An 18,496-nucleotide genomic window follows, 5' to 3' on the forward strand; every position below is an offset into this window, starting at 1 on the left:
GCGGGCCCCGCTCAGATCTGGGCAAGCGCCCAGAATCCCACCGCGAAACAGGCCAGCGCGAGCAGCAGGACAGGGACGGCAACCTTCGCGGGCGGCCCTGGACGCGGCCGTGCGCGCCTGGCGCGGTGCTCCGGAATTGCCCCCGCCTGAGGCGGAACCTGCGCGGACCGAGCGGTGTATGAAGCAGTAGAGGCGTACGCGTGCTGCGGCATCGCGGCGGAAGGAGCCGCGGCCCGATGGGGGGAGGGCACTTGCGTAGGTGTGGGGGTGGCAGTGGGAGTCGGCGTGGGTTCGAAGGGCGGGGTGTAGAGGGGAGTTTGCGCCGGGAGCGCGACCGCGGTGGGGGGAGTGGGCGGCTGCTCGGGCTGGGGTCGCGGATGGTGGGGAGCCGGCTGCAGCTGCGTCTCTTGCCATGCCTGCTGGGGCTGTGGCTCGGGCTGCGCGTGGCCTTGAGGCCGCGCCTGCCGCTGCGACTGCGTGTCGGGAGCAGCAGGCTGTGGTGGCGGCAGGTGGAAGCTGCCGGTGTCCGACATCGTGGACGGCTGTGGGGGGACGGTGTCGGGGTCGGGAGCCGGGTGCGGTGGTACGTCATCGGGAGCGGGGTTTGGCCGTACGCTGCTGAGGACGGACTCCGGCTGTACGTCACTGGCAGCGGGCTCGGGGTGTACGCGATCGGGGGTGGACTCCGGGCGCCCGCGATGGCCGGCGACCTCGGGGCGTACGTGATCGGAGGTGGACTCCGGCCGTACGTGCCCCGTGCGGAGGTCCGGGCGTACGCCGTCGGTGCCGGACCCGGGCCAGACGCTCCCGGAAACGGCGTCGTGAGACAGCATTCCCGAGCCGTGGTGCCATGGCCCGGAGCCGGAGCCGGAGCCGGAGCCGGGTTCAGGACCGGAGGCCGAGCCAGGACCGGGGTTGGAAGCAGAGCCCGGACCAGAGCCTGGGCCGGAGCTGGGCACCGGCACGGAGTTGGAGCCGGAGTCCGCTTCGGGGCCGGACCAGGACGGTGTGTCGTCGCGTCCGGGCCAGGACGGTGTGTCGTCGGGCCCAGGCCAAGAGGATGTGTCGTCGGGGCCGAGTTGTGGCGCTTCCGGCGCGCCCGGATGCGTCCCGGACGACGAGCCCCCGGTGCTTGGCCCCGGCGCTGCTCGCAGCGGCCCCTTCGGGCCGAACCCCTCAGGGAGCGGGCCGAGTTGGTCGAAGACCTCGACGAGTTCGTCGTCGGGCCCGGGCTCGGGCAGCAGCTCGGCGGCCGAGACCAGCGCCTTCCGCGCCCCGGTGGCGGTACGGAACCGCGCGTGCGGATCGGGTTGCACCAGCGTGGCCACGACCTGCCACAACGGCTCGGGTATGCCCCGCGGAGCGGACGGCGTGCCGTTCTCGGCGAAGTACTCGATCAGCGCCTTGGCGTCGGGCTTGGCCCCCTCCAGCAGATAGAGGGCGACCAGACCGACGGCGAACAGGTCGGCAGGGAAGTCCGGTTCGGCGCCCATCATCTGCTCGGGGGCGAAGTAACCGGGCGTTCCCACGACGTAGTTGGTCTCCGTAAGCCGTGGTTCGCCCAGCCGCATCGCGATGCCGAAGTCGGACAGGCGCAGCCGTGGCCGAGCCGTGCCGGTCGCTTCGAGCAGCACGTTGGCGGGCTTGATGTCGCGGTGCACGACGCCCTCCGCGTGCACGGCGGCGAGGCCCGCCAGCAGCTGGTCGAGCAGGACGCAGACGAAGGGGGGAGGCAGGGGGCCGTAGTCATTGACCAGGTGGACCAGGGAGCCGCCGGCGACCAGATCCATGGTGAACAGGACCTTGTCGTCATCGGCGGCCCAGCTGGCGGGAGCGAGCACATGTGGATGGTCGATCCGCATCGCCTGCTCCCGCACGAAGCGCAGCAGCGCGTGCGCGTCGCTCTGCTGCAGCACCTTGGCAGCCACATACCGCCGCCGCCGGTGGTCCCAGGCGCGCCAGACCGCACCGACTCCCCCGCGTCCGATCGGGTCGACCAGTTCGTACCGGCCTGCGAAGACCTCACCCATGGTCGTGCGTCGCTCCCCTTCGGCGGTCGGTCCGGAGACCTCTTCCGAGGTGCCCGGCTGCCTGACTTGCGGCGGCTGGAAGGTGTAACGGGCCTTCAGCGGCCGAGCCTTCAGCGGCCGGGCGTTCGGCGGCCGGGCGGCCTGCTCAGCTCTGGTGGGACTGGTAGTGCGCGACCGCGTCGGAGGTACGGCCGGCGCCGTACACCCGGAGGAACTCTGCCAGTTCCGGGTGGGTCGGGGCGAGGGTGTCCGCCGCCTCGATGATGTCCCCGGCGGCCGCCACCGAGCGGAGCAGCGACTGAATCTCCCGGACCACCCGCTTGACCGTCGGCGCACCCGAACTCGTCGTCGACTGCGTGGTGTTGCTGAGCACCGATCCCCCCTGCGACTTCTTGATCTCGTCCATGCGCTCGGTCGCTTCGACGGCGCTGACGCTGCCGTCCGCTACCTGCCCCGCCAGGTCCTGCAGCAGCTGCACACGCTGGACCACCGCAGGATTGCCGATCTTGGCGCGCTGACCGCTCATCAGCTGCGACAGCATGGGCGCGGACAGGCCCAGCACCCCGGCAAGACGCGCCTGGTTGAGACCCAGATCGTCGATGAGCCTACGGAAGAGCGCCCCCAACGGCTCCCCGTACCAGTTCCGCTGCAGCTCCCGGGCTCTTGCGGTTGCTTCCTGCTGTGCGGCGTCCATTGCGTCTCCCCATCGCTTCCCCAAGTACCGCGGTTCGCTGTAGCGAACCACGTCGAGCATCTTACGGAGAGTGGTCGTCCACGGGGACCCCCAATCTTTTTGCGAGATCCCGGGGGTGACCCGGTACTCTGGTCTGCGGCGCCCGTCGGCAGGTGTTTCTTGCGGCCGGACGCTCATCTTCCGGGGCCTTAGCTCAGTTGGTAGAGCGCTGTCTTTGCATGGCAGATGTCAGGGGTTCGACTCCCCTAGGCTCCACACCTCGGACCGGTCAGGCGCCCCTTGCGGCGGCCTGGCCGGTTTTTGTATGTCCCATTTTCTTCCCGCGGCGGTCGCGGTGCGTGCGGCCGTGGGGGATGCGGTGGGGGCGACGCGAGCATGAGCGGTGACGTGTGTCACAAACGAGGCTTTGCGGGCGTTGCAGTCCTTTGCGCAAATGGATGCGGGGAGTGATGTCCCTGCAGCCGCTGCGCCGGCGATCGAGGCGCCGCATGTGGGGGCGCCGCTCGACGCTGGAGCCTTGTGTGAGCTGGCGTGAATGAGCTGAAGTAGCCGGAGCGTCACACTCCGTCAACAAGATCTGCACGGATACTGCACACGTAGGCCGTTGCAAACGTCATCGCGGGCAGTATGCGTAAATCTGCCTCACCGGCGTTCGTGTGTCGGTCTCACGCCTGTTCCACGTGAAACAGCGCCGTGGGGCAGAAGAGCTTCAAGTCTTCTGCCCCACGGCGCCGTTGAGTGAGGTCGCGCTCAGCGGCGGTCGTCGCGCTTCGCCGCCTGCTCCTCGGCCTCCCTGGCCTCCTTGGCCTCCTTGGCCTGGACCTCGGGGTCCAGGTCGGACGGACCGCTGCCGTCGACCGACCTCAGACGATCGCTTGCCGGAACCTCGGTCGCTGCGGGCGGCTCGACCAGCCAGTCGGGGTTGGCCTGCTTGTCCCACCACTTCCAGGCGGCGAAGGCGCCGGCCGCCAGAATCCCCACGACGGCCAGTCCCTTGGCGAGCCGGCCGGCCCTCGCCCGCCGCTCGTGCTTACGGGCCAGCTTCTGGATCTCCTTCGGCGAGACCTGGCCGCGCAGCGCGGCCAGTGCCGCCACACCGCGCGAGGCGGCCTCCTCCCGAACGGGCTGGGCCGCGGCCACGGCCTGTTCGATCCGCGGCTTGGAATAGTCGGCGGCCTGACGAGCCGCCTTGCGCGTACGGATGGCGGCCTCATGGGCGGCGTGGTCCACCTTCGGCGGCACATGGGTACGGGCCTGCTCAAGGCGCGGCGCGAGATGGGCGTCGTACTGCACGCGGGCCTGCTCGGCGGCCTGCGACACCTTAGGTGCGAGCCGTACGCGTGCCTCTTGCGCATAGTGCGAGGCCCTGTCCTTGGCCGTGTCGGCGTAAGGCGCCACCACTTCCGCGGCGTGCAGCACGCTGTCCTTCGCCGAGCCGGTCGCGGCGCGCACGCTGTCGATGCGGGTCACGGGTTTTCCTCCTCCTCGGTGGCGTACGTCGGGGGTTCGGGTACCCCCAATGACACACAGTTCACCTTTCCACCCTTATCGGGATCATGCCCGCCCACGAGGTCCGGGGCATGTGAGGACGGGCATCCGGGTCACGCGTACTGACTACGGGTGACTCCGGAACGGGACCCGGTCGGGTGTCGATCACGTGCAATAGCGGATTAATACGGGGCAACGGGAGCTTGTCGTCGACAATGCCACGGATCGACGCGACGCGCCCCCGTCCCGAGGGGACTCGCCTGGTTTTCTGCAACCGCGACGCACGGACAGCCGCCCAGAGGTGGTGGTCGGGCGACGTGCGGCCCTGTCCGTGCGAGGATCGGGGAGTCAAAAGAAGGCAACGGAAGGCAGATCGTGGCCGAGCAGCTCTACGCCACCCTGAAGACCAACCAAGGCGACATCGAAGTCCGGCTTCTGCCGAACCACGCGCCCAAGACGGTCCGGAACTTCGTCGAGCTCGCCGAGGGCGAGCGTGAGTGGGTCAACCCGGAGACGGGTGTGAAGTCCGCGGACAAGCTCTACGACGGCACGGTCTTCCACCGGGTGATCAGCGGCTTCATGATTCAGGGCGGTGACCCGCTGGGCAACGGCACCGGCGGTCCCGGCTACCAGTTCGAGGACGAGTTCCACCCGGACCTCGCCTTCGACAGGCCGTACCTGCTGGCCATGGCCAACGCCGGCCCGGGCACCAACGGCTCGCAGTTCTTCATCACCGTCTCCCCGACGGCCTGGCTGACCCGCAAGCACACCATCTTCGGCGAGGTCGCCAACCCGGCCAGCCAGAAGGTCGTGGACGCCATCGCGAGCACCCAGACCAACCCGCGCACCGACCGCCCGGTCAACGACGTCGTCATCGAGTCGGTCCTCGTCGAGACCCGCGAGGGCTGAGCCCCAGCGGCACGCCAGGGCTCGGCACCGCCGAGTCCGAAGGCTCCCGCAGGGAACCAAACGCCCCGTTCATCCGTAAGGATGGACGGGGCGGTGCGTTGCGCACACGGACCCGGTGTGCCCGCGCGCGAGCCGTCGTACGGAGATTGAGGGGACCCCATGGACCAGGCGCCAGGCAGCCCGCAGGACCCGCGGGATCAGGAACCGCAGAACGCCCGGAGCCTGCCTACCTGCTACCGGCACCCGGACCGCGAGACCGGCATCCGCTGCACCCGCTGCGAGCGCCCGATCTGCCCCGAGTGCATGGTCAGCGCCTCCGTCGGCTTCCAGTGCCCCGACTGCGTGCGCAGCGGATCCGGCACCGGCCACTCCCCGGCGGCCACCCAGCCCCGCACCCTCGCGGGCGGCACCGTCACCGCGGACCCCCGGCTCGTCACCAAGATCCTTATCGGCATCAACCTCGCCATCTACCTGGTCCAACTGTCGGTCGGCGACGCCTTCACCGACCGCTTCGACCTCTTCGGACGCGCGCTGCTCTCCGGGCAGCTCCAGGGCGTCGCCGAGGGCCAGTGGTACCGGATGCTGACGTCGATGTTCCTGCACGGCAGCTACATCCACATCCTGTTCAACATGCTCAGCCTGTGGTGGATCGGCGGTCCCCTGGAGGCCGCCCTCGGTCGCGCCCGCTATCTCACCCTCTACTTCGTGTCGGGCCTCGCGGGCAGCGCGCTCAGCTACCTCCTCGCCGCGCCCAACCAGCCGTCGCTCGGCGCCTCCGGCGCGATCTTCGGCCTCTTCGGCGCGACCGCCGTCCTCTTGCGCCGGCTCAACTACGACATGCGCCCGGTCATCGCCCTGCTGGTGATCAACCTGATCTTCACCTTCAGCCCCGGATTCAACATCGCCTGGCAGGCCCACATCGGCGGCCTCATCGGCGGCGTGCTCGTCGGCTACGCGATGGTTCACGCGCCGCGCGAGCGCCGGAACCTCACCCAGTACGGGGTGAGCGCCCTGGTCCTGGTCGCCGTGGTGGTCGCGACGCTGGTCAGGACCGCTCAGCTCACCTGAGGAGCCCCACAGCTCACCTGAGAGAGCGCTCGGCTCACCTGAGGAACCGATGTTGTCCACAGATCGTGGCGGATCTTGTGCACGCTGTGTGGGAACAGCTGTGCCCCCTGTCGCTGACCCGAGTTTTCCCAGGTCGGACAGGGGGCGAACAGATTTGCGGATCCCGGTAGGTCAGTCACACCGGCGTCAACCCCGGATGAGTTATCCACAGATCGTCGTTCTTTTTCCACCTGTGGAAAACCGCTGTGGATAACTCAGTGGATATCCCTGGGCAGAGCTACTTCCCGGGGGCTTCCGGGAGTCTCCCCGAGCATCTCCGAGGCGCTACTTCCACTGTGTGGAGACGCCGAACCCCGCCGCGATGAAGCCGAAGCCGACGACGATGTTCCAGTTGTCGAGGGCGTCGATCGGCAGGGATCCGTCCGTCACGTAGAAGACCACGATCCAGGCGAGGCCGATCAGGAACATGGCCAGCATGACCGGTGCGACCCAGCCGCGGCTGGTCAGCTTGATATTGGTCGCCTGCTTCGCCGGAGGCGGCGTGTAGTCGGCCTTCTTGCGGATACGTGACTTCGGCACGAGGGTCTCTCCTGTCGATGCGCTGCGTGGCCGCGCAGGGAACTGGGGCGGGCTCCGGGGCAGCGTACAAGGGGACACTGAGCGCTCCCCCGGGCGTCCGTTAGCGTAGTGCTTCCGCGGCGCCGAAGGAGATAAGGGTACGTTGAGCAATTCTGCCGACACCCCAGGGACGGGTTCCAGTCCGGCCGGTACGCGCCGTTTCCGGCCCGTACGCGTGCTTACGGCGGCCGTGTTCGCTCTCGCCGGCCTCATTTTCTTCACCAGCTTCAACACGGCCAAGGGCACCAATATCCGCACGGACACCTCCTTGCTGAAGCTGTCCGACCTGATCCAGGAGCGCAGCCACAAGAACGCGTCGCTGGACGAGTCCAACGGCACCTTGCGCGATGACGTCGACGCGCTGGCCGGGCGGGAGGACGGCAGCAGCAAGGCCGAGGACGCCAAGCTCGCCGCCTTGGAGGAGAACGCCGGCACCCAGAAGCTCAAGGGCGAGGCCGTCACGGTCACGCTCAACGACGCCCCGCCGAACGCCACGGCCAAGCTGCCCGGCTACCCCGAGCCGCAGCCGGACTACCTGGTGATCCACCAGCAGGACCTGCAGGCGGTGGTGAACGCCCTGTGGCAGGGCGGTGCGAAGGGCATCAAGGTGATGGACCAGCGGCTGATCTCCACGAGCGCCGTGCGCTGCGTCGGCAACACCCTGATCCTCCAGGGCCGGGTCTACTCACCCCCGTACAAGATCACCGCTGTCGGTGACCCGCAGAAGCTCCAGGACGCGCTCGCCGCTTCCAAGGCGATCCAGAACTACATGGTGTACGTCAACGTCTACGGGCTCGGCTGGAAAGTCGAGGAGGACGGGACGGTGACTCTTCCCGGCTACTCGGGCACAGTGGATCTCCACTACGCGAAGCCTGTGGAGTAGCTGAAGCAGCTGCCGCTGGGGGGACCTTGTGTCGGTGCGAGTGGTCGTCAGGACGATCAGCGAACTGTGCATCACCGTCGGCACACTGATCGTGCTCTTCGTGGTCTACGTGCTGTTCTGGACGGGTGTGAAGGCCGACAGCGCGATGGACCATCAGATCGATGTGCTTCAGAAGCAGTGGTCGAAAGGGTCGGTCGGGCAGGAGTCGAAGGCGCCCGCGGAGGGCACGGGTGCCACCGAGAGCCCGAAGGCGCCCGGCCCCTACAAGTACGGCGGGCCCTTCGCGGTGATGTACATCCCACGGCTTGGTTTCACGTGGAACAAGCCCGTGCTCGAAGGCACCGCCACGAGCGTCCTGAAGAACGGGCTCGGCCACTACAGGGGCACGGCCCAGCTGGGGCAGACGGGGAACTTCGCGGTGGCCGGCCACCGCCGCACGTACGGCGATCCCTTCAAGGACTTTCCGGAGCTGCGCCGGGGCGACGCGGTGGTGCTGACCGACGGGGCGACCTGGTTCACGTACCGGATCGACAAAGGTCCTTACAAAACCGTGCCCTCGGACATTGAGGTGATCGACCCTGTGCCACGTAAGTCCGGGTACACGCGGCCGGGCCGCTATCTCACGCTGACCACGTGCGACCCGGAGTGGGGACACAGCCACCGGCTGATCGTCTGGGCACACCTTGATTCCACGCAGCCCGTGGAGGCAGGGAAACCCGGGGCTCTACGCCGTTAGTCTGGTGCAGTACGGCATGAGTCCGGTGGTGTGGGATGTGACTCCGGTGCCGTGGCGCGACGGAAGGGACGGCATGTACGGCTGGATCTGGCGGCATCTGCCGGGGAACGTATGGATGAGGGCGCTGATCTCACTCGTACTGGTCCTCGCGGTGGTCTACGTGCTCTTCCAGTACGTCTTCCCGTGGGCCGAACCGCTGCTTCCCTTCAACGACGTGACGGTGGACAACCAGTGAGCGCGCGCATTCTCGTCGTGGACAACTACGACAGCTTCGTCTTCAACCTGGTCCAGTACCTGTACCAGTTGGGCGCAGAGTGCGAGGTGCTGCGCAACGACGAGGTGTCGACGGCGCACGCCCAGGACGGCTTCGACGGGGTGCTTCTGTCACCTGGCCCGGGCGCTCCCGAACAGGCCGGGGTCTGCATCGACATGGTCCGGCACTGCGCCGCGACCGGCGTCCCCGTCTTCGGTGTCTGCCTCGGCATGCAGTCGATGCAGGTGGCGTACGGCGGTGTGGTGGACCGTGCGCCCGAGCTGCTGCACGGCAAGACCTCGCTCGTGGAGCATCAGGGCAAGGGCGTCTTCGAGGGGCTGCCGTCGCCCTTCACGGCCACGCGCTACCACTCGCTGGCGGCCGAGCCGGAGACCGTGCCGGACGAGCTGGAGGTCACGGCCCGCACCCACGACGGAATCATCATGGGCCTCAGACACCGCGAACTCCCCGTCGAGGGTGTGCAGTTCCACCCCGAGTCGGTGCTGACCGAGCACGGTCACCGGATGCTCGCCAACTGGCTGATGGAGTGCGGCGACAAGGTGGCCGTGGCGAGGTCGGCGGGGCTCGCCCCGGTGGTGGGCAGGGCCACGGCGTGACCGCGCTGCGCCCCGAGCGCGACAGCTCCCCCTACGGCGGCGAGGCCGCGTACGGGGGCGCCGACGCGTTTGAGGGCGCGGGCGCCTTGGAGGGCGCCGGTGCTTTCGAGGCGGCGGTCGAGCGGCTCGCGGACCCGCTGACGGATCCGCTGCCCGGGCAGCGGCCGACGGGCCGGCAGGAGGAGTGGTACGACCCGGAGGGGTACGCGCGCGACTGGTACGCGGGGCAGGACCCTGCGCAGCCGCAGCCGCAGCCGCAGCCGGTGCGCCAGGTGCAGCAGCCGCTGCAGCAGACGCCGCCGTCGTACGAGGGGACGTACTCCCCGCCGTACGAGGAGCGGGTGGCGGTTCCGTACGAGGAGCCGACCGTCGCTTCCTACGAGGAACCCGTCGTCGCGCCCTTGCCGTTGGACGACGAGACGGTGGCGCTGCGGATCCCGGAAGCGCCCCGAATAGCCGGGAGCGGCACGGGCGCGGCCGGGAGCGGGTCCATGTCCGCGCCAGGGGGCCGTGCGGCGCGGCGCAAGGCGGCACGGCGTCATGGGCGGCGCGGAGGCGCTCAGGAGCCCCAGGAGTCGCAGGAGTCCCGGGAGTCGGCGGAGAAGGCCGCTGAGGCGCCTCTCAGCCGTATGGAGGCCCGGCGGGCGGCGCGGGCGCGGAAGCCCAGTGCTGGCGTCGTCGTGAGCCGGTTGGTCGGCGAGGTGTTCATCACCACCGGCGTGGTGATGCTGCTGTTCGTGACCTACCAGCTGTGGTGGTCGAACGTGCGGGCGCATCAACAGGCGGGCAGCGCCGCGCACCACCTCCAGCAGGACTGGGCGAACGGCAAGCGGAACCCGGGGACCTTCGCGCCCGGGCAGGGGTTCGCCATTCTGCACATCCCGAAGCTGGACGTGGTCGCGCCGATCGCGGAGGGCACGAGCAAGACGAAGGTGCTCGACCGCGGGATGGTGGGCCACTACGGCGAAGGCGCGACCAAGACCGCGATGCCGGACGCCAAGACGGGCAACTTCGGGCTCGCGGGGCATCGCAACACGCACGGGGAGCCGTTCCGGTACATCAACCGGCTCAAGCCGGGCGACGAGATCGTGGTCGAGACGCAGGACGACTACTACGTCTACGAGATGGCGTCGATTCTGCCGGTGACGAGTCCGAGCAACACGAGCGTGCTCGATCCGATACCCAAGGGTTCGACTTTCACCAAGCCGGGCCGCTACATCACACTGACCACCTGCACGCCGGAATTCACCAGCAAGTACCGGATGATCGTCTGGGGCAAGATGGTCGAGGACCGGCCGCGCAGCAAGGGCAAGCCGGACGCGCTCGTCAACTGAGAGCACGGCGGCACGTCGTCGGCCGAGAGCACGACGGCACGTGAGACAACCTGAGACAGACCAGACGGGGCAGATGCACAGTGGCAGCGAGGACCGACCACGACGAGCGCGCCGAATCCGCGGCCGGGGCCCAATCGGCAGCGCCCGCACCGCGACGCCGCGGCTCCGGCCGCGTTGCGATGGCGGTCAGCGTTTTCGGTGAACTCCTCATCACCGCGGGTCTGGTGCTCGGCCTGTTCGTCGCCTACTCGCTCTGGTGGACGAACGTCGTCGCGGACCGCGAGGCGCACAAGCAGGGCGACAAGGTCCGCGACAACTGGGCGCAGGACAAAGGCGGCCCGGGGGCGCTGGACACCAAGGCCGGCATCGGCTTCCTGCACGTGCCTGCGATGAAGAACGGCGAAGTGCTCGTGGAGAAGGGCACGTCGACCAAGGTCCTCAACGACGGAGTCGCCGGCTACTACACCGACCCCGTCAAGGCCTCCCTGCCGATGACCGGCAAGAACGGCAACTTCACCCTCGCCGCTCACCGCGACGGCCACGGCGCCAAGTTCCACAACATCGACAAGCTCAAAAAGGGCGACCCGATCGTCTTCGAGACCAAGGACAAGTGGTACGTCTACAAGGTCTACGACATCCTCCCGGAGACCTCGAAGTACAACGTCAAGGTCCTCCAGCAGGTCCCCAAACAGTCCGGCAAGAAGAAGCCCGGCCACTACATCACCCTGACGACCTGCACCCCCGTCTTCACCTCCCGCTACCGCTACGTGGTGTGGGGGGAGCTGGAGCGGGTGGACAAGGTGGACAGTGACCGGACTCCGCCGAAGGAACTGCGTTAGGGCCGTCGTAAGGGGGCCACTATTCGAGAGTGACACGTTGTCCCTCTCGACATGAGCTGGGCCCGAAGTCGCAACTATCCCTTGCGACTTCGGGCCCTTCTGCGTCGCGGTGGGCTTAATCCAAAACTGCCAGTGCTGCTCCGGCGCTCCACTCCTCCAGTAGGCCGCGGTGTACGGCGGTGACGCCGCCTTCGGTTGCGACGTTCAGGGCATCATGCGTGAAGGGGCACGTCGCCACGAAGAGGGCCACCTCCGAGGTGTGCAGAACCTTGGCCGCACCGACGAACTTCTGCACGTCAGGGCTGGTGACAGAGAGGTAGGGCGCGAATCTCTTGCACTGAACGGCGAGGTGCCGCCCGTCGGCCGTGCGTCCGGTGATGTCGATGCCGCGGTCTCCACGGCCGCCTCGTAGGACCACATCGGTGCAGCCGTCCCGTCGCAGCAGTTCGGCGACATACTCTTCGAACTCGCGACCGTTCATGGCGTCGATGGACGCCATGACTCCGGCGAGAGGGCGCTCTTCCCGTGGGCCTTCCAGTCGCTGCAGCCGAGCGTGGTGTTGGCGGAGCCTCCGCTCGACGGTCTGGACCCCTGCTCGCAGTGCGATCAGTTCCCTGCGGTGCTCGCCCGATGTCTCGATCAGAGCGTTGAACATCGGGACGACGGTCTTGCCGAGGATGTGAGTGATGCGCTGGTCGATGCGGTCGTCGAGGGAGTCGGCGTCCTTGTGGACAGGGTTATCCACAGGTTGGGTGCGGGCCATGTACTCCATGTCAAGGAGGTACGTCCGTACTTGACGTGCAACTTTGCTGTCCCGGAGCAGCATGGCGACGTTGAGGACCGCGCGGCGGGAGAACACCGCGATCGCCTTTGCGCGTGACTCGATCCCACAGGCCCCCTTAAAGAGGGCCAGTCGCGTATCTGTCAGCACCTGGAGGCCATTGGCGTGCAATTCTTCCTTGTGGTCCTCCATCACGGACTCAAGCGTCTTCACCGTTACCTCGAAGTACGCCGCGACCATCGCCGTCGTCACATGCATACCGTCTGGCAGCAGTGACAGCGCCTTGACCCTGTCGAGCACTTCCGTGCGGTTCTGCACTCGGTCCCGTAGCGACCTCGACTCCAGCAGTACAGCCTCGTTGATCACGCTCTCGTCCCTTTCACTCATGAACTGGTCGTTTGTGAGGGCGGAGCACGTACTCCCCACCCCAACCCACCCGCTCAACGAGTCATGACATATGAAGACACGATCGAGACTGGTACAAGAGTATGGGTGGTGCAGCTGTTGTCGTGGGATGCGGTGCCGTTGGCGGGCGCGTGTGCTCTTTGGCTTCTAGATGCCAAGAAAAGGGACTTCGCGCTGGCGGAGCCCCGGGACGGGAATGGGGCGAATTCCTGCAATATCGACGAGATTGAGGTCGGCGACTCGATGCGTATCGAGATGAAGGACAAGTGGTATGTCTACAGGTCGACGACATCCTCCCGCAGACCTCGAAGTACAACGTGGATGTCCTGAAGCCGGTCCCGAAGGAGTCCGGCGTGAAGAAGCCGACCGCTACATCACGCTCACCACGTGCACGCCTCACATGTCGCAGTATTGGTACATCGTGTGGGGGAGAGTAGGTCAACAGCAAGCGGACACCGCTGGCGGAGCTGCGCTGACGTGAAGGGGTCGTTTCAGTCCCGGCCGCCACGACGACAAAGGCCCGAAGCCACAACTTCCTCTTGTGGCTTCGGGCCTTCTCAGGTGCCTATCGCAGTACCTTGAGGCGCGCCCTGGCGCTCCATGCTTCCAGCCTTGCCGCCGCCCTCTGCTGCTACAAACGGCTCGTCCGCCTCACCACGTAGGACACAGTCTTACTTGTGATACGGGGCATGGGGTACGGGACATGGGACATGAGAAAGGCCCCGGCACTCACATGAGTGCCGGGGCCTTTCGTATCGGCTGCGCGATATCAGTCCTTGGTGAAGGACTATCCGGTGGTGCCGCCGAAGATGTTCGTACCGCCGTTGTCGTTACCACCGTTGTTCTGGCCCGTTGTGGTCAGATTGATCACGGTGCCTACAGCAACCGGCTGGTTGGCGCCAGGGTCCGAGGTGATCACGAATGCGTTGTCGTCCTGGGAGCCGCTGATATTGCCGACAGTCAGACCCAAGTCCTCCAGGGCCTTCTTGGCGTCCTTGAGACGCTGGCCACTCAGGTTCGGCACCGTGACCTGTTGTTGCTGCGCCGCCTTGCCGATCTGGATCGAAACCTTGGAGCCGGGGTCGGCTTTATTGGTGGCCGGCGGGACGGTCTGGATGACCTTGCCGACCAGGTTGGGGTCGCTGGTCTCCACCTCGGTGCATTCGCCGACGAGGTTGTTCTGCGTCATCTGTTGCGTCGCCTCGTCACAGGTCTTGCCGGTGACGTCGGGGACCGTGACCTTCTTCTTCTCCGCGGCGACGGTCAGGGTGATGGTCGTCCCCTTTTCCGCCTCCTTGTCGCCCTTGGGGTCCTGCGCGATGACGACGCCCGGCGTCTGGTCGGACTCTTGGGTTTCCTTCTCGACCTGGAACCCCTTGGCCTCAAGCTCGGACTTCGCCTTCTCGTATGTCAGACCCTTGACGTCCGGAATCGCAACTTTCGGCGCCCCGGTCGACACGACCACATTGATCGTGTCGCCCTTCTTCACCTGCGTCCCCGCGACCGGGTCCTGGGTGCAGACGTTGCCCTTGGGTTCCTTCTCGCAGGCCTTCCTGCTGGGATTCAGCTTCAGATCGCGGTTCTCCGCCATCTTCTGGGCGTCGGTCAATGTCTGGCTGACGAAGTTGGGGGCGTCGAACGAGTCGTCGGTCACACCCCCACCCCCGAACGCCCACTTCCCGATCAGGATCGCTCCGACCAGGACCAGGATGCCCGCCACGATCAGCAGGATTGTGGAGGTGTTGTTCTTCTTCTGTCGGCGGCGGTCGGGGCGGTCGTCGTAGCCGTAGCCGCTGTCGTCCGGGTTCATCGGGGGCAGCATGGACGTGGCGCCCGCGTCCGTGGAGCGCAGGGCCGTGGTCGGCTGGTCGTCGGGGTAGCCGCCGTAGCCGACCGAGCCCATGGCGGCGGTGGCCGCGACGGGCTGGCCGTCGAGGCAGGCCTCGATGTCGGCGCGCATCTCGTCGGCGGACTGGTACCGGTAGTCCGGGTCCTTGACCAGCGCCTTCAGGACGATCGCGTCCATCTCGGGCGTGATCTCGGGGTCGAAGACGGAAGGCGGCTGGGCCTCTTCCCGTACGTGCTGGTACGCCACCGCGACGGGGGAGTCACCGATGAACGGGGGCCGGACCGTCAGCAGCTCGTACAGCAGGCAGCCGGTGGAGTAGAGGTCCGAGCGGGCGTCGACCTGCTCGCCCTTCGCCTGCTCCGGCGACAGGTACTGCGCCGTGCCGATGACCGCGGCCGTCTGCGTCATCGTCATGCCGGAGTCGCCCATGGCGCGGGCGATGCCGAAGTCCATCACCTTGACCTGGCCGTTGCGCGTCAGCATGACGTTGGCCGGCTTGATGTCGCGGTGGACGATGCCGTTTCTGTGGGAGTACTCGAGCGCCTGGAGGATGCCGATGGTCATCTCCATGGCGCGCTCGGGCAGCAGCTTGCGCCCTGAATGCAGCAGCTCTCGCAGCGTGGACCCGTCGACGTACTCCATCACGATGTACGGAATGGAGGTCCCGTCGATGTAGTCCTCACCCGTGTCGTACACGGCGACGATCGCGGGATGGTTGAGCGAGGCGGCCGACTGGGCCTCCCGGCGGAACCGGGCCTGGAACGACGGGTCGCGTGCGAGGTCCGCCCGCAGCGTCTTCACCGCCACGGTGCGGCCGAGCCGGGTGTCATGTGCGAGGTAGACCTCCGCCATGCCACCACGGCCGAGCACCTGGCCCAGCTCGTACCGGCCGCCGAGGCGACGCGGCTCTTCCATAGCTACCTACCAGCCCTCTCCGTCGGTCCCGACCGCACCTTTGTGTGGTCCGGCGGTGTGCCGTCCGGGCATACCGTACCCGGCTCCGCTTCTGTGACCTGGCCAGAACCGTCACCCGATACAGGACCGGTATCGCAACGTGCACCGATGTGAAGGGGACGTGAGCGGGGTCACTTCTTGCTGTCGATGACTGCCTTCATCACGTCCCTTGCGATGGGGGCGGCGAGACCGCCACCCGAGATGTCGTCACGGTTGGCGCTGCCGTCCTCGACCACCACGGCCACGGCGACCGGCGAGCTGCCGTCGCTGAGCTTGGCGTACGAGAGGAACCAGGCGTACGGCTTCTCGCTGTTGTCGATGCCGTGCTGGGCGGTGCCCGTCTTGCCACCGACGGTCACACCGTCGATGGCGGCCCTGGTGCCGGTGCCCGACTTGACCACCGTCTCCATCATCGACTGGAGGACCTGGGCGTTCTTCTCGGACAGCGGTTGGCTCAGCTTCTGCGGGTCGGTGTGCTCGATGACGTCCAGGTTGTGGGTGCTCAGCTCGCTGACCATGTACGGCTTCATCAGCGTGCCGTCATTGGCGACCGCGGAGGCCACCATGGCCATCTGCAACGGGGTCGCCGCGGTGTTGTACTGGCCGATCGAGGACAGCGCGGTCTGCGACTTGTTCATGCCGTCGGAGAAGACCGACGCGTTGGAGCGGACCGGCGTGAACTGCTCGGAGCCGAAGCCGAACTTCTTGGCCTCCTCCAGCATCTTGTCGTTGCCGAGGTCCGCGCCGACCTTGCCGAAGACGCTGTTGCAGGAGACCCGAAGCGCGACCCGCAAGGTGGCGTTCTTGCAGGGGAGGTTGCCCTCGTTGGGCAGCACGGTGGTGGTGCCCGGCATGGTCCACGGGTCCGGCGAGTCCGTATTGGTGTCCGCGTCGGGAACCAGCCCGTTCTCCAGCGCGGCGGCGGCCGTGACGACCTTGAAGGTGGAGCCGGGCGGGTAGGTCTCGCGCAGCGCCCGGTTGAGCATCGGGTCGTCGGAGTTGTTCTTCTTCTGGAGCCTGTTCCAGGCCTTCGTGTCCGTGTCGGTGCTGTTGCCGGCGAACGTCGACGGGTCGTACGAAGGGGTGGAGGCCAGTGCCAGGATCGCGCCGGTCTTGGGGTCGATCGCGGCAACGGCGCCCTTCTTGTCGCCCAGGCCCTCAAAAGCGGCCTTCTGCGCGGCCCCGTTGAGGGTGGTGACGACGTTGCCGCCCTGCTTCTTCTTGCCCGTGATCATGTCGAGGGTGTTGCGGAAGAAGAGCCGGTCGTCGTTGCCGGTGAGGATGCCGTTCTCGAGGTTCTCCAGCTGGCTGGTGCCGAAGGCCTGCGACGCGTAGCCGGTGACGGGCGCCCACATCGGGCCATCCTTGTACGTCCGCTTGTACTCGAAGTCACTGCCCGACGTCTTCGTGGATCCGGTGATCGATTTGCCGTCCACGATGATGTCGCCGAGCGGCTGGGCGTAGCGCTCGATGGCGACGCGGCGGTTGTGCACGTTGCTCTGCAGGGAGTCGGCCTGCACGTACTGGAGCCAGTTGTCGCGGATGAGCAGGGCGAGGACGAGGAGTCCGCAGAAGATCGCGATCCGGCGCAGGGGCTTGTTCACGGGCGGACCACCTGGGTCATCTCGGCGTCGGGGTTGGGGGCGGGAGCGGGCGCCGGGCGGCGTGCGGTGTCGCTGATGCGGATCAGGATGCCGATCAGGGCCCAGTTGGCGATCACGGAGGAGCCGCCGTACGCGACGAACGGCATCGTCATGCCGCTCAGCGGGATCAGGCCCATGACACCGCCCGCGACCACGAAGATCTGGATGGCGAAGGCGCTGGACAGGCCTACGGCGAGCAGCTTGCCGAAGGGGTCGCGGGCGGCGAGCGCCGTGCGCACTCCGCGCTCCACGACCAGCCCGTAGATCAGCAGGACCGCCATGACGCCGGCCAGTCCGAGTTCTTCGCCGAAGGTGGCGAAGATGAAGTCGGAGTTGGCCGCGAAGCCGATCAGGTCGGAGTTGCCCTGGCCGAGGCCGGTGCCGAGGACACCGCCTGAGCCGAACGACATGAGCGACTGCGCGATCTGGTCGCTCTGCGCCATCACCGACTTGGAGAAGGGGTGAAGCCAGGCGTCGACGCGCTGCTGGACGTGCGGCTCGAAGCTGGCGACGCCGACGGCGCCGGCCGCCGACATCAGCAGACCGAAGACGATCCAGCTGGTGCGCTCGGTGGCGACGTACAGGACGACGACGAACATGCCGAAGAACAGCAGCGACGTACCGAGGTCGGTTTCGAAGACGAGGATGAGCAGGCTGATCGCCCACACGGTGATGATCGGCCCGAGGTCACGGCCGCGCGGCAGATACAGGCCCATGAACCGGCGGCTGGCGAGCGCGAGTGCGTCTCTCTTCACCATGAGGTAGCCGGAGAAGAAGACCGCGATGATGATCTTCGCGAACTCGCCGGGCTGGATGGTGAATCCGCCGATGCTGATCCAGATCTTGGCGCCGTTGACCGCGGGAAAGAACACCGGTGCGACCAGCAGTACGAGCGCCACGACCATCGAGATGTACGTGTAGCGCTGCAGGATCCGGTGGTCCTTGAGGAACGCGATGATCAGGGCGAAGAACGCGATGCCGAGCGCCGAGTACATCAGCTGCTTGGGGGCGTCCGGGCTGAACGCGCCGAACAGGGTCTTGGCGCGTTGCTGCAGCCGGGGCGACTGGTCCAGACGCCAGATGATCACCAGACCGAGCCCGTTCAGCAGCGTCGCCAGCGGCAGCAGCAGCGGGTCGGCGTACGGCGCGAACTTGCGTACGACGAGGTGGCCGACTCCCGCGAGGAGGCCGAGGCCGAGGCCGTAACCCAGCAGACCCGACGGCACAGAGCCGTTCATCGCCAGGCCCACATTGGCATAGGCGAACACCGGGATGACGACGGCGAACACCAGGAGCGCCAGCTCGGTGTTGCGCCGACTCGGTGTGCCGATCGAGCCGATCGTGGACGTGTGGTGCGTCGGCGTGTTCGTACTACTGCTCATCGTGTGACAGGGC

General features: G+C 67.3%; 16 protein-coding genes, 1 tRNA gene and 1 pseudogene. 10 read left to right on the forward strand and 8 right to left on the reverse strand.

All coding sequences use genetic code 11. The features are described 5' to 3' along the window. Positions 1–11: 11 nt before the first annotated feature. Positions 12–2,030, reverse strand: a complete 2,019-nt coding sequence (locus ACZ4RZ_RS23825) for a serine/threonine-protein kinase (protein ID WP_467747330.1) — start codon at positions 2,028–2,030, stop codon at positions 12–14. A 145-nt stretch (positions 2,031–2,175) separates the two neighbouring features. Continuing rightward, a complete protein-coding gene (locus tag ACZ4RZ_RS23830; RefSeq protein WP_189187118.1) occupies positions 2,176–2,724 on the reverse strand; it encodes a helix-turn-helix domain-containing protein in 549 nt (182 codons plus the stop codon). A gap of 182 nt (positions 2,725–2,906) precedes the next feature. On the opposite strand from ACZ4RZ_RS23830, the gene ACZ4RZ_RS23835 reads away from it, so the two are divergent. Continuing rightward, positions 2,907–2,979 (forward strand) — tRNA-Ala (locus ACZ4RZ_RS23835). 495 nt (positions 2,980–3,474) lie between these two features. Here ACZ4RZ_RS23835 and ACZ4RZ_RS23840 read toward each other — a convergent pair. Beyond that, entirely contained in the window at positions 3,475–4,194 is a 720-nt protein-coding gene (locus ACZ4RZ_RS23840; RefSeq protein ID WP_467747332.1) for a DUF5324 family protein, read from the reverse strand. Positions 4,195–4,587: 393 nt separating this feature from the next. Here ACZ4RZ_RS23840 and ACZ4RZ_RS23845 point away from each other — a divergent pair, with 393 nt between their 5' ends. Then, positions 4,588–5,121 (forward strand): peptidylprolyl isomerase, encoded by a 534-nt coding sequence (locus tag ACZ4RZ_RS23845; protein WP_467747334.1) that lies wholly within the window; start codon positions 4,588–4,590, stop codon positions 5,119–5,121. A gap of 159 nt (positions 5,122–5,280) precedes the next feature. After that, a complete protein-coding gene (locus ACZ4RZ_RS23850; RefSeq protein WP_467747336.1) occupies positions 5,281–6,189 on the forward strand; it encodes a rhomboid family intramembrane serine protease in 909 nt (302 codons plus the stop codon). Positions 6,190–6,513: 324 nt separating this feature from the next. Here ACZ4RZ_RS23850 and crgA read toward each other — a convergent pair whose 3' ends face one another. Then, positions 6,514–6,768, reverse strand: coding sequence for a cell division protein CrgA (gene crgA / locus ACZ4RZ_RS23855; protein WP_189187114.1), 255 nt, complete (start codon positions 6,766–6,768; stop codon positions 6,514–6,516). 142 nt (positions 6,769–6,910) lie between these two features. Here crgA and ACZ4RZ_RS23860 point away from each other — a divergent pair, with 142 nt between their 5' ends. From ACZ4RZ_RS23860 to ACZ4RZ_RS23885, 6 genes are all read left to right on the forward strand, one after another. Then, entirely contained in the window at positions 6,911–7,690 is a 780-nt protein-coding gene (locus ACZ4RZ_RS23860; RefSeq protein ID WP_467747338.1) for a DUF881 domain-containing protein, read from the forward strand. 34 nt (positions 7,691–7,724) lie between these two features. After that, positions 7,725–8,426, forward strand: a complete 702-nt coding sequence (locus tag ACZ4RZ_RS23865) for a class E sortase (protein WP_467747340.1) — start codon at positions 7,725–7,727, stop codon at positions 8,424–8,426. A gap of 16 nt (positions 8,427–8,442) precedes the next feature. Beyond that, the gene (locus ACZ4RZ_RS23870) at positions 8,443–8,661 is read left to right on the forward strand and encodes a hypothetical protein (RefSeq protein WP_467747342.1); all 219 of its coding nucleotides are present in this window, start codon (positions 8,443–8,445) and stop codon (positions 8,659–8,661) included. Next, positions 8,658–9,296, forward strand: a complete 639-nt coding sequence (locus tag ACZ4RZ_RS23875; RefSeq protein ID WP_369247807.1) for an aminodeoxychorismate/anthranilate synthase component II — start codon at positions 8,658–8,660, stop codon at positions 9,294–9,296. The genes ACZ4RZ_RS23870 and ACZ4RZ_RS23875 overlap by 4 nt, the downstream gene beginning before the upstream one ends. Continuing rightward, complete coding sequence (locus ACZ4RZ_RS23880) at positions 9,293–10,630, forward strand: class E sortase (RefSeq protein ID WP_467747344.1); 1,338 nt, start codon at positions 9,293–9,295, stop codon at positions 10,628–10,630. Before ACZ4RZ_RS23875 ends, ACZ4RZ_RS23880 begins: the two co-directional genes overlap by 4 nt. A 179-nt stretch (positions 10,631–10,809) precedes the next feature. After that, entirely contained in the window at positions 10,810–11,469 is a 660-nt protein-coding gene (locus ACZ4RZ_RS23885; protein WP_467747346.1) for a class E sortase, read from the forward strand. A gap of 115 nt (positions 11,470–11,584) precedes the next feature. Here ACZ4RZ_RS23885 and ACZ4RZ_RS23890 read toward each other — a convergent pair whose 3' ends face one another. After that, a complete protein-coding gene (locus ACZ4RZ_RS23890; protein ID WP_467747348.1) occupies positions 11,585–12,637 on the reverse strand; it encodes a restriction endonuclease in 1,053 nt (350 codons plus the stop codon). A gap of 174 nt (positions 12,638–12,811) precedes the next feature. Between ACZ4RZ_RS23890 and ACZ4RZ_RS23895 the strand changes: the two are divergent. After that, positions 12,812–13,131 (forward strand): annotated as a pseudogene (locus ACZ4RZ_RS23895) (sortase domain-containing protein); the annotation flags it as partial. Positions 13,132–13,442: 311 nt separating this feature from the next. Here the strand turns inward: ACZ4RZ_RS23895 and pknB are convergent. The 3 genes from pknB to ACZ4RZ_RS23910 all read right to left on the reverse strand — a co-directional run bounded on the left by pknB (position 13,443) and on the right by ACZ4RZ_RS23910 (position 18,483). Further along, positions 13,443–15,419 (reverse strand): Stk1 family PASTA domain-containing Ser/Thr kinase, encoded by a 1,977-nt coding sequence (pknB, locus tag ACZ4RZ_RS23900; protein ID WP_467747350.1) that lies wholly within the window; start codon positions 15,417–15,419, stop codon positions 13,443–13,445. Positions 15,420–15,589: 170 nt separating this feature from the next. Further along, entirely contained in the window at positions 15,590–17,062 is a 1,473-nt protein-coding gene (locus ACZ4RZ_RS23905) for a peptidoglycan D,D-transpeptidase FtsI family protein (protein WP_467747352.1), read from the reverse strand. After that, positions 17,059–18,483 carry an FtsW/RodA/SpoVE family cell cycle protein gene (locus ACZ4RZ_RS23910; RefSeq protein ID WP_467747354.1) on the reverse strand — a complete coding sequence of 475 codons (1,425 nt, stop codon included), beginning with the start codon at positions 18,481–18,483 and terminating at the stop codon, positions 17,059–17,061. The genes ACZ4RZ_RS23905 and ACZ4RZ_RS23910 overlap by 4 nt, the downstream gene beginning before the upstream one ends. Between the last annotated feature and the right edge of the window lie 13 nt (positions 18,484–18,496).

The organism is Streptomyces sp. NPDC027189 (assembly GCF_055566975.1).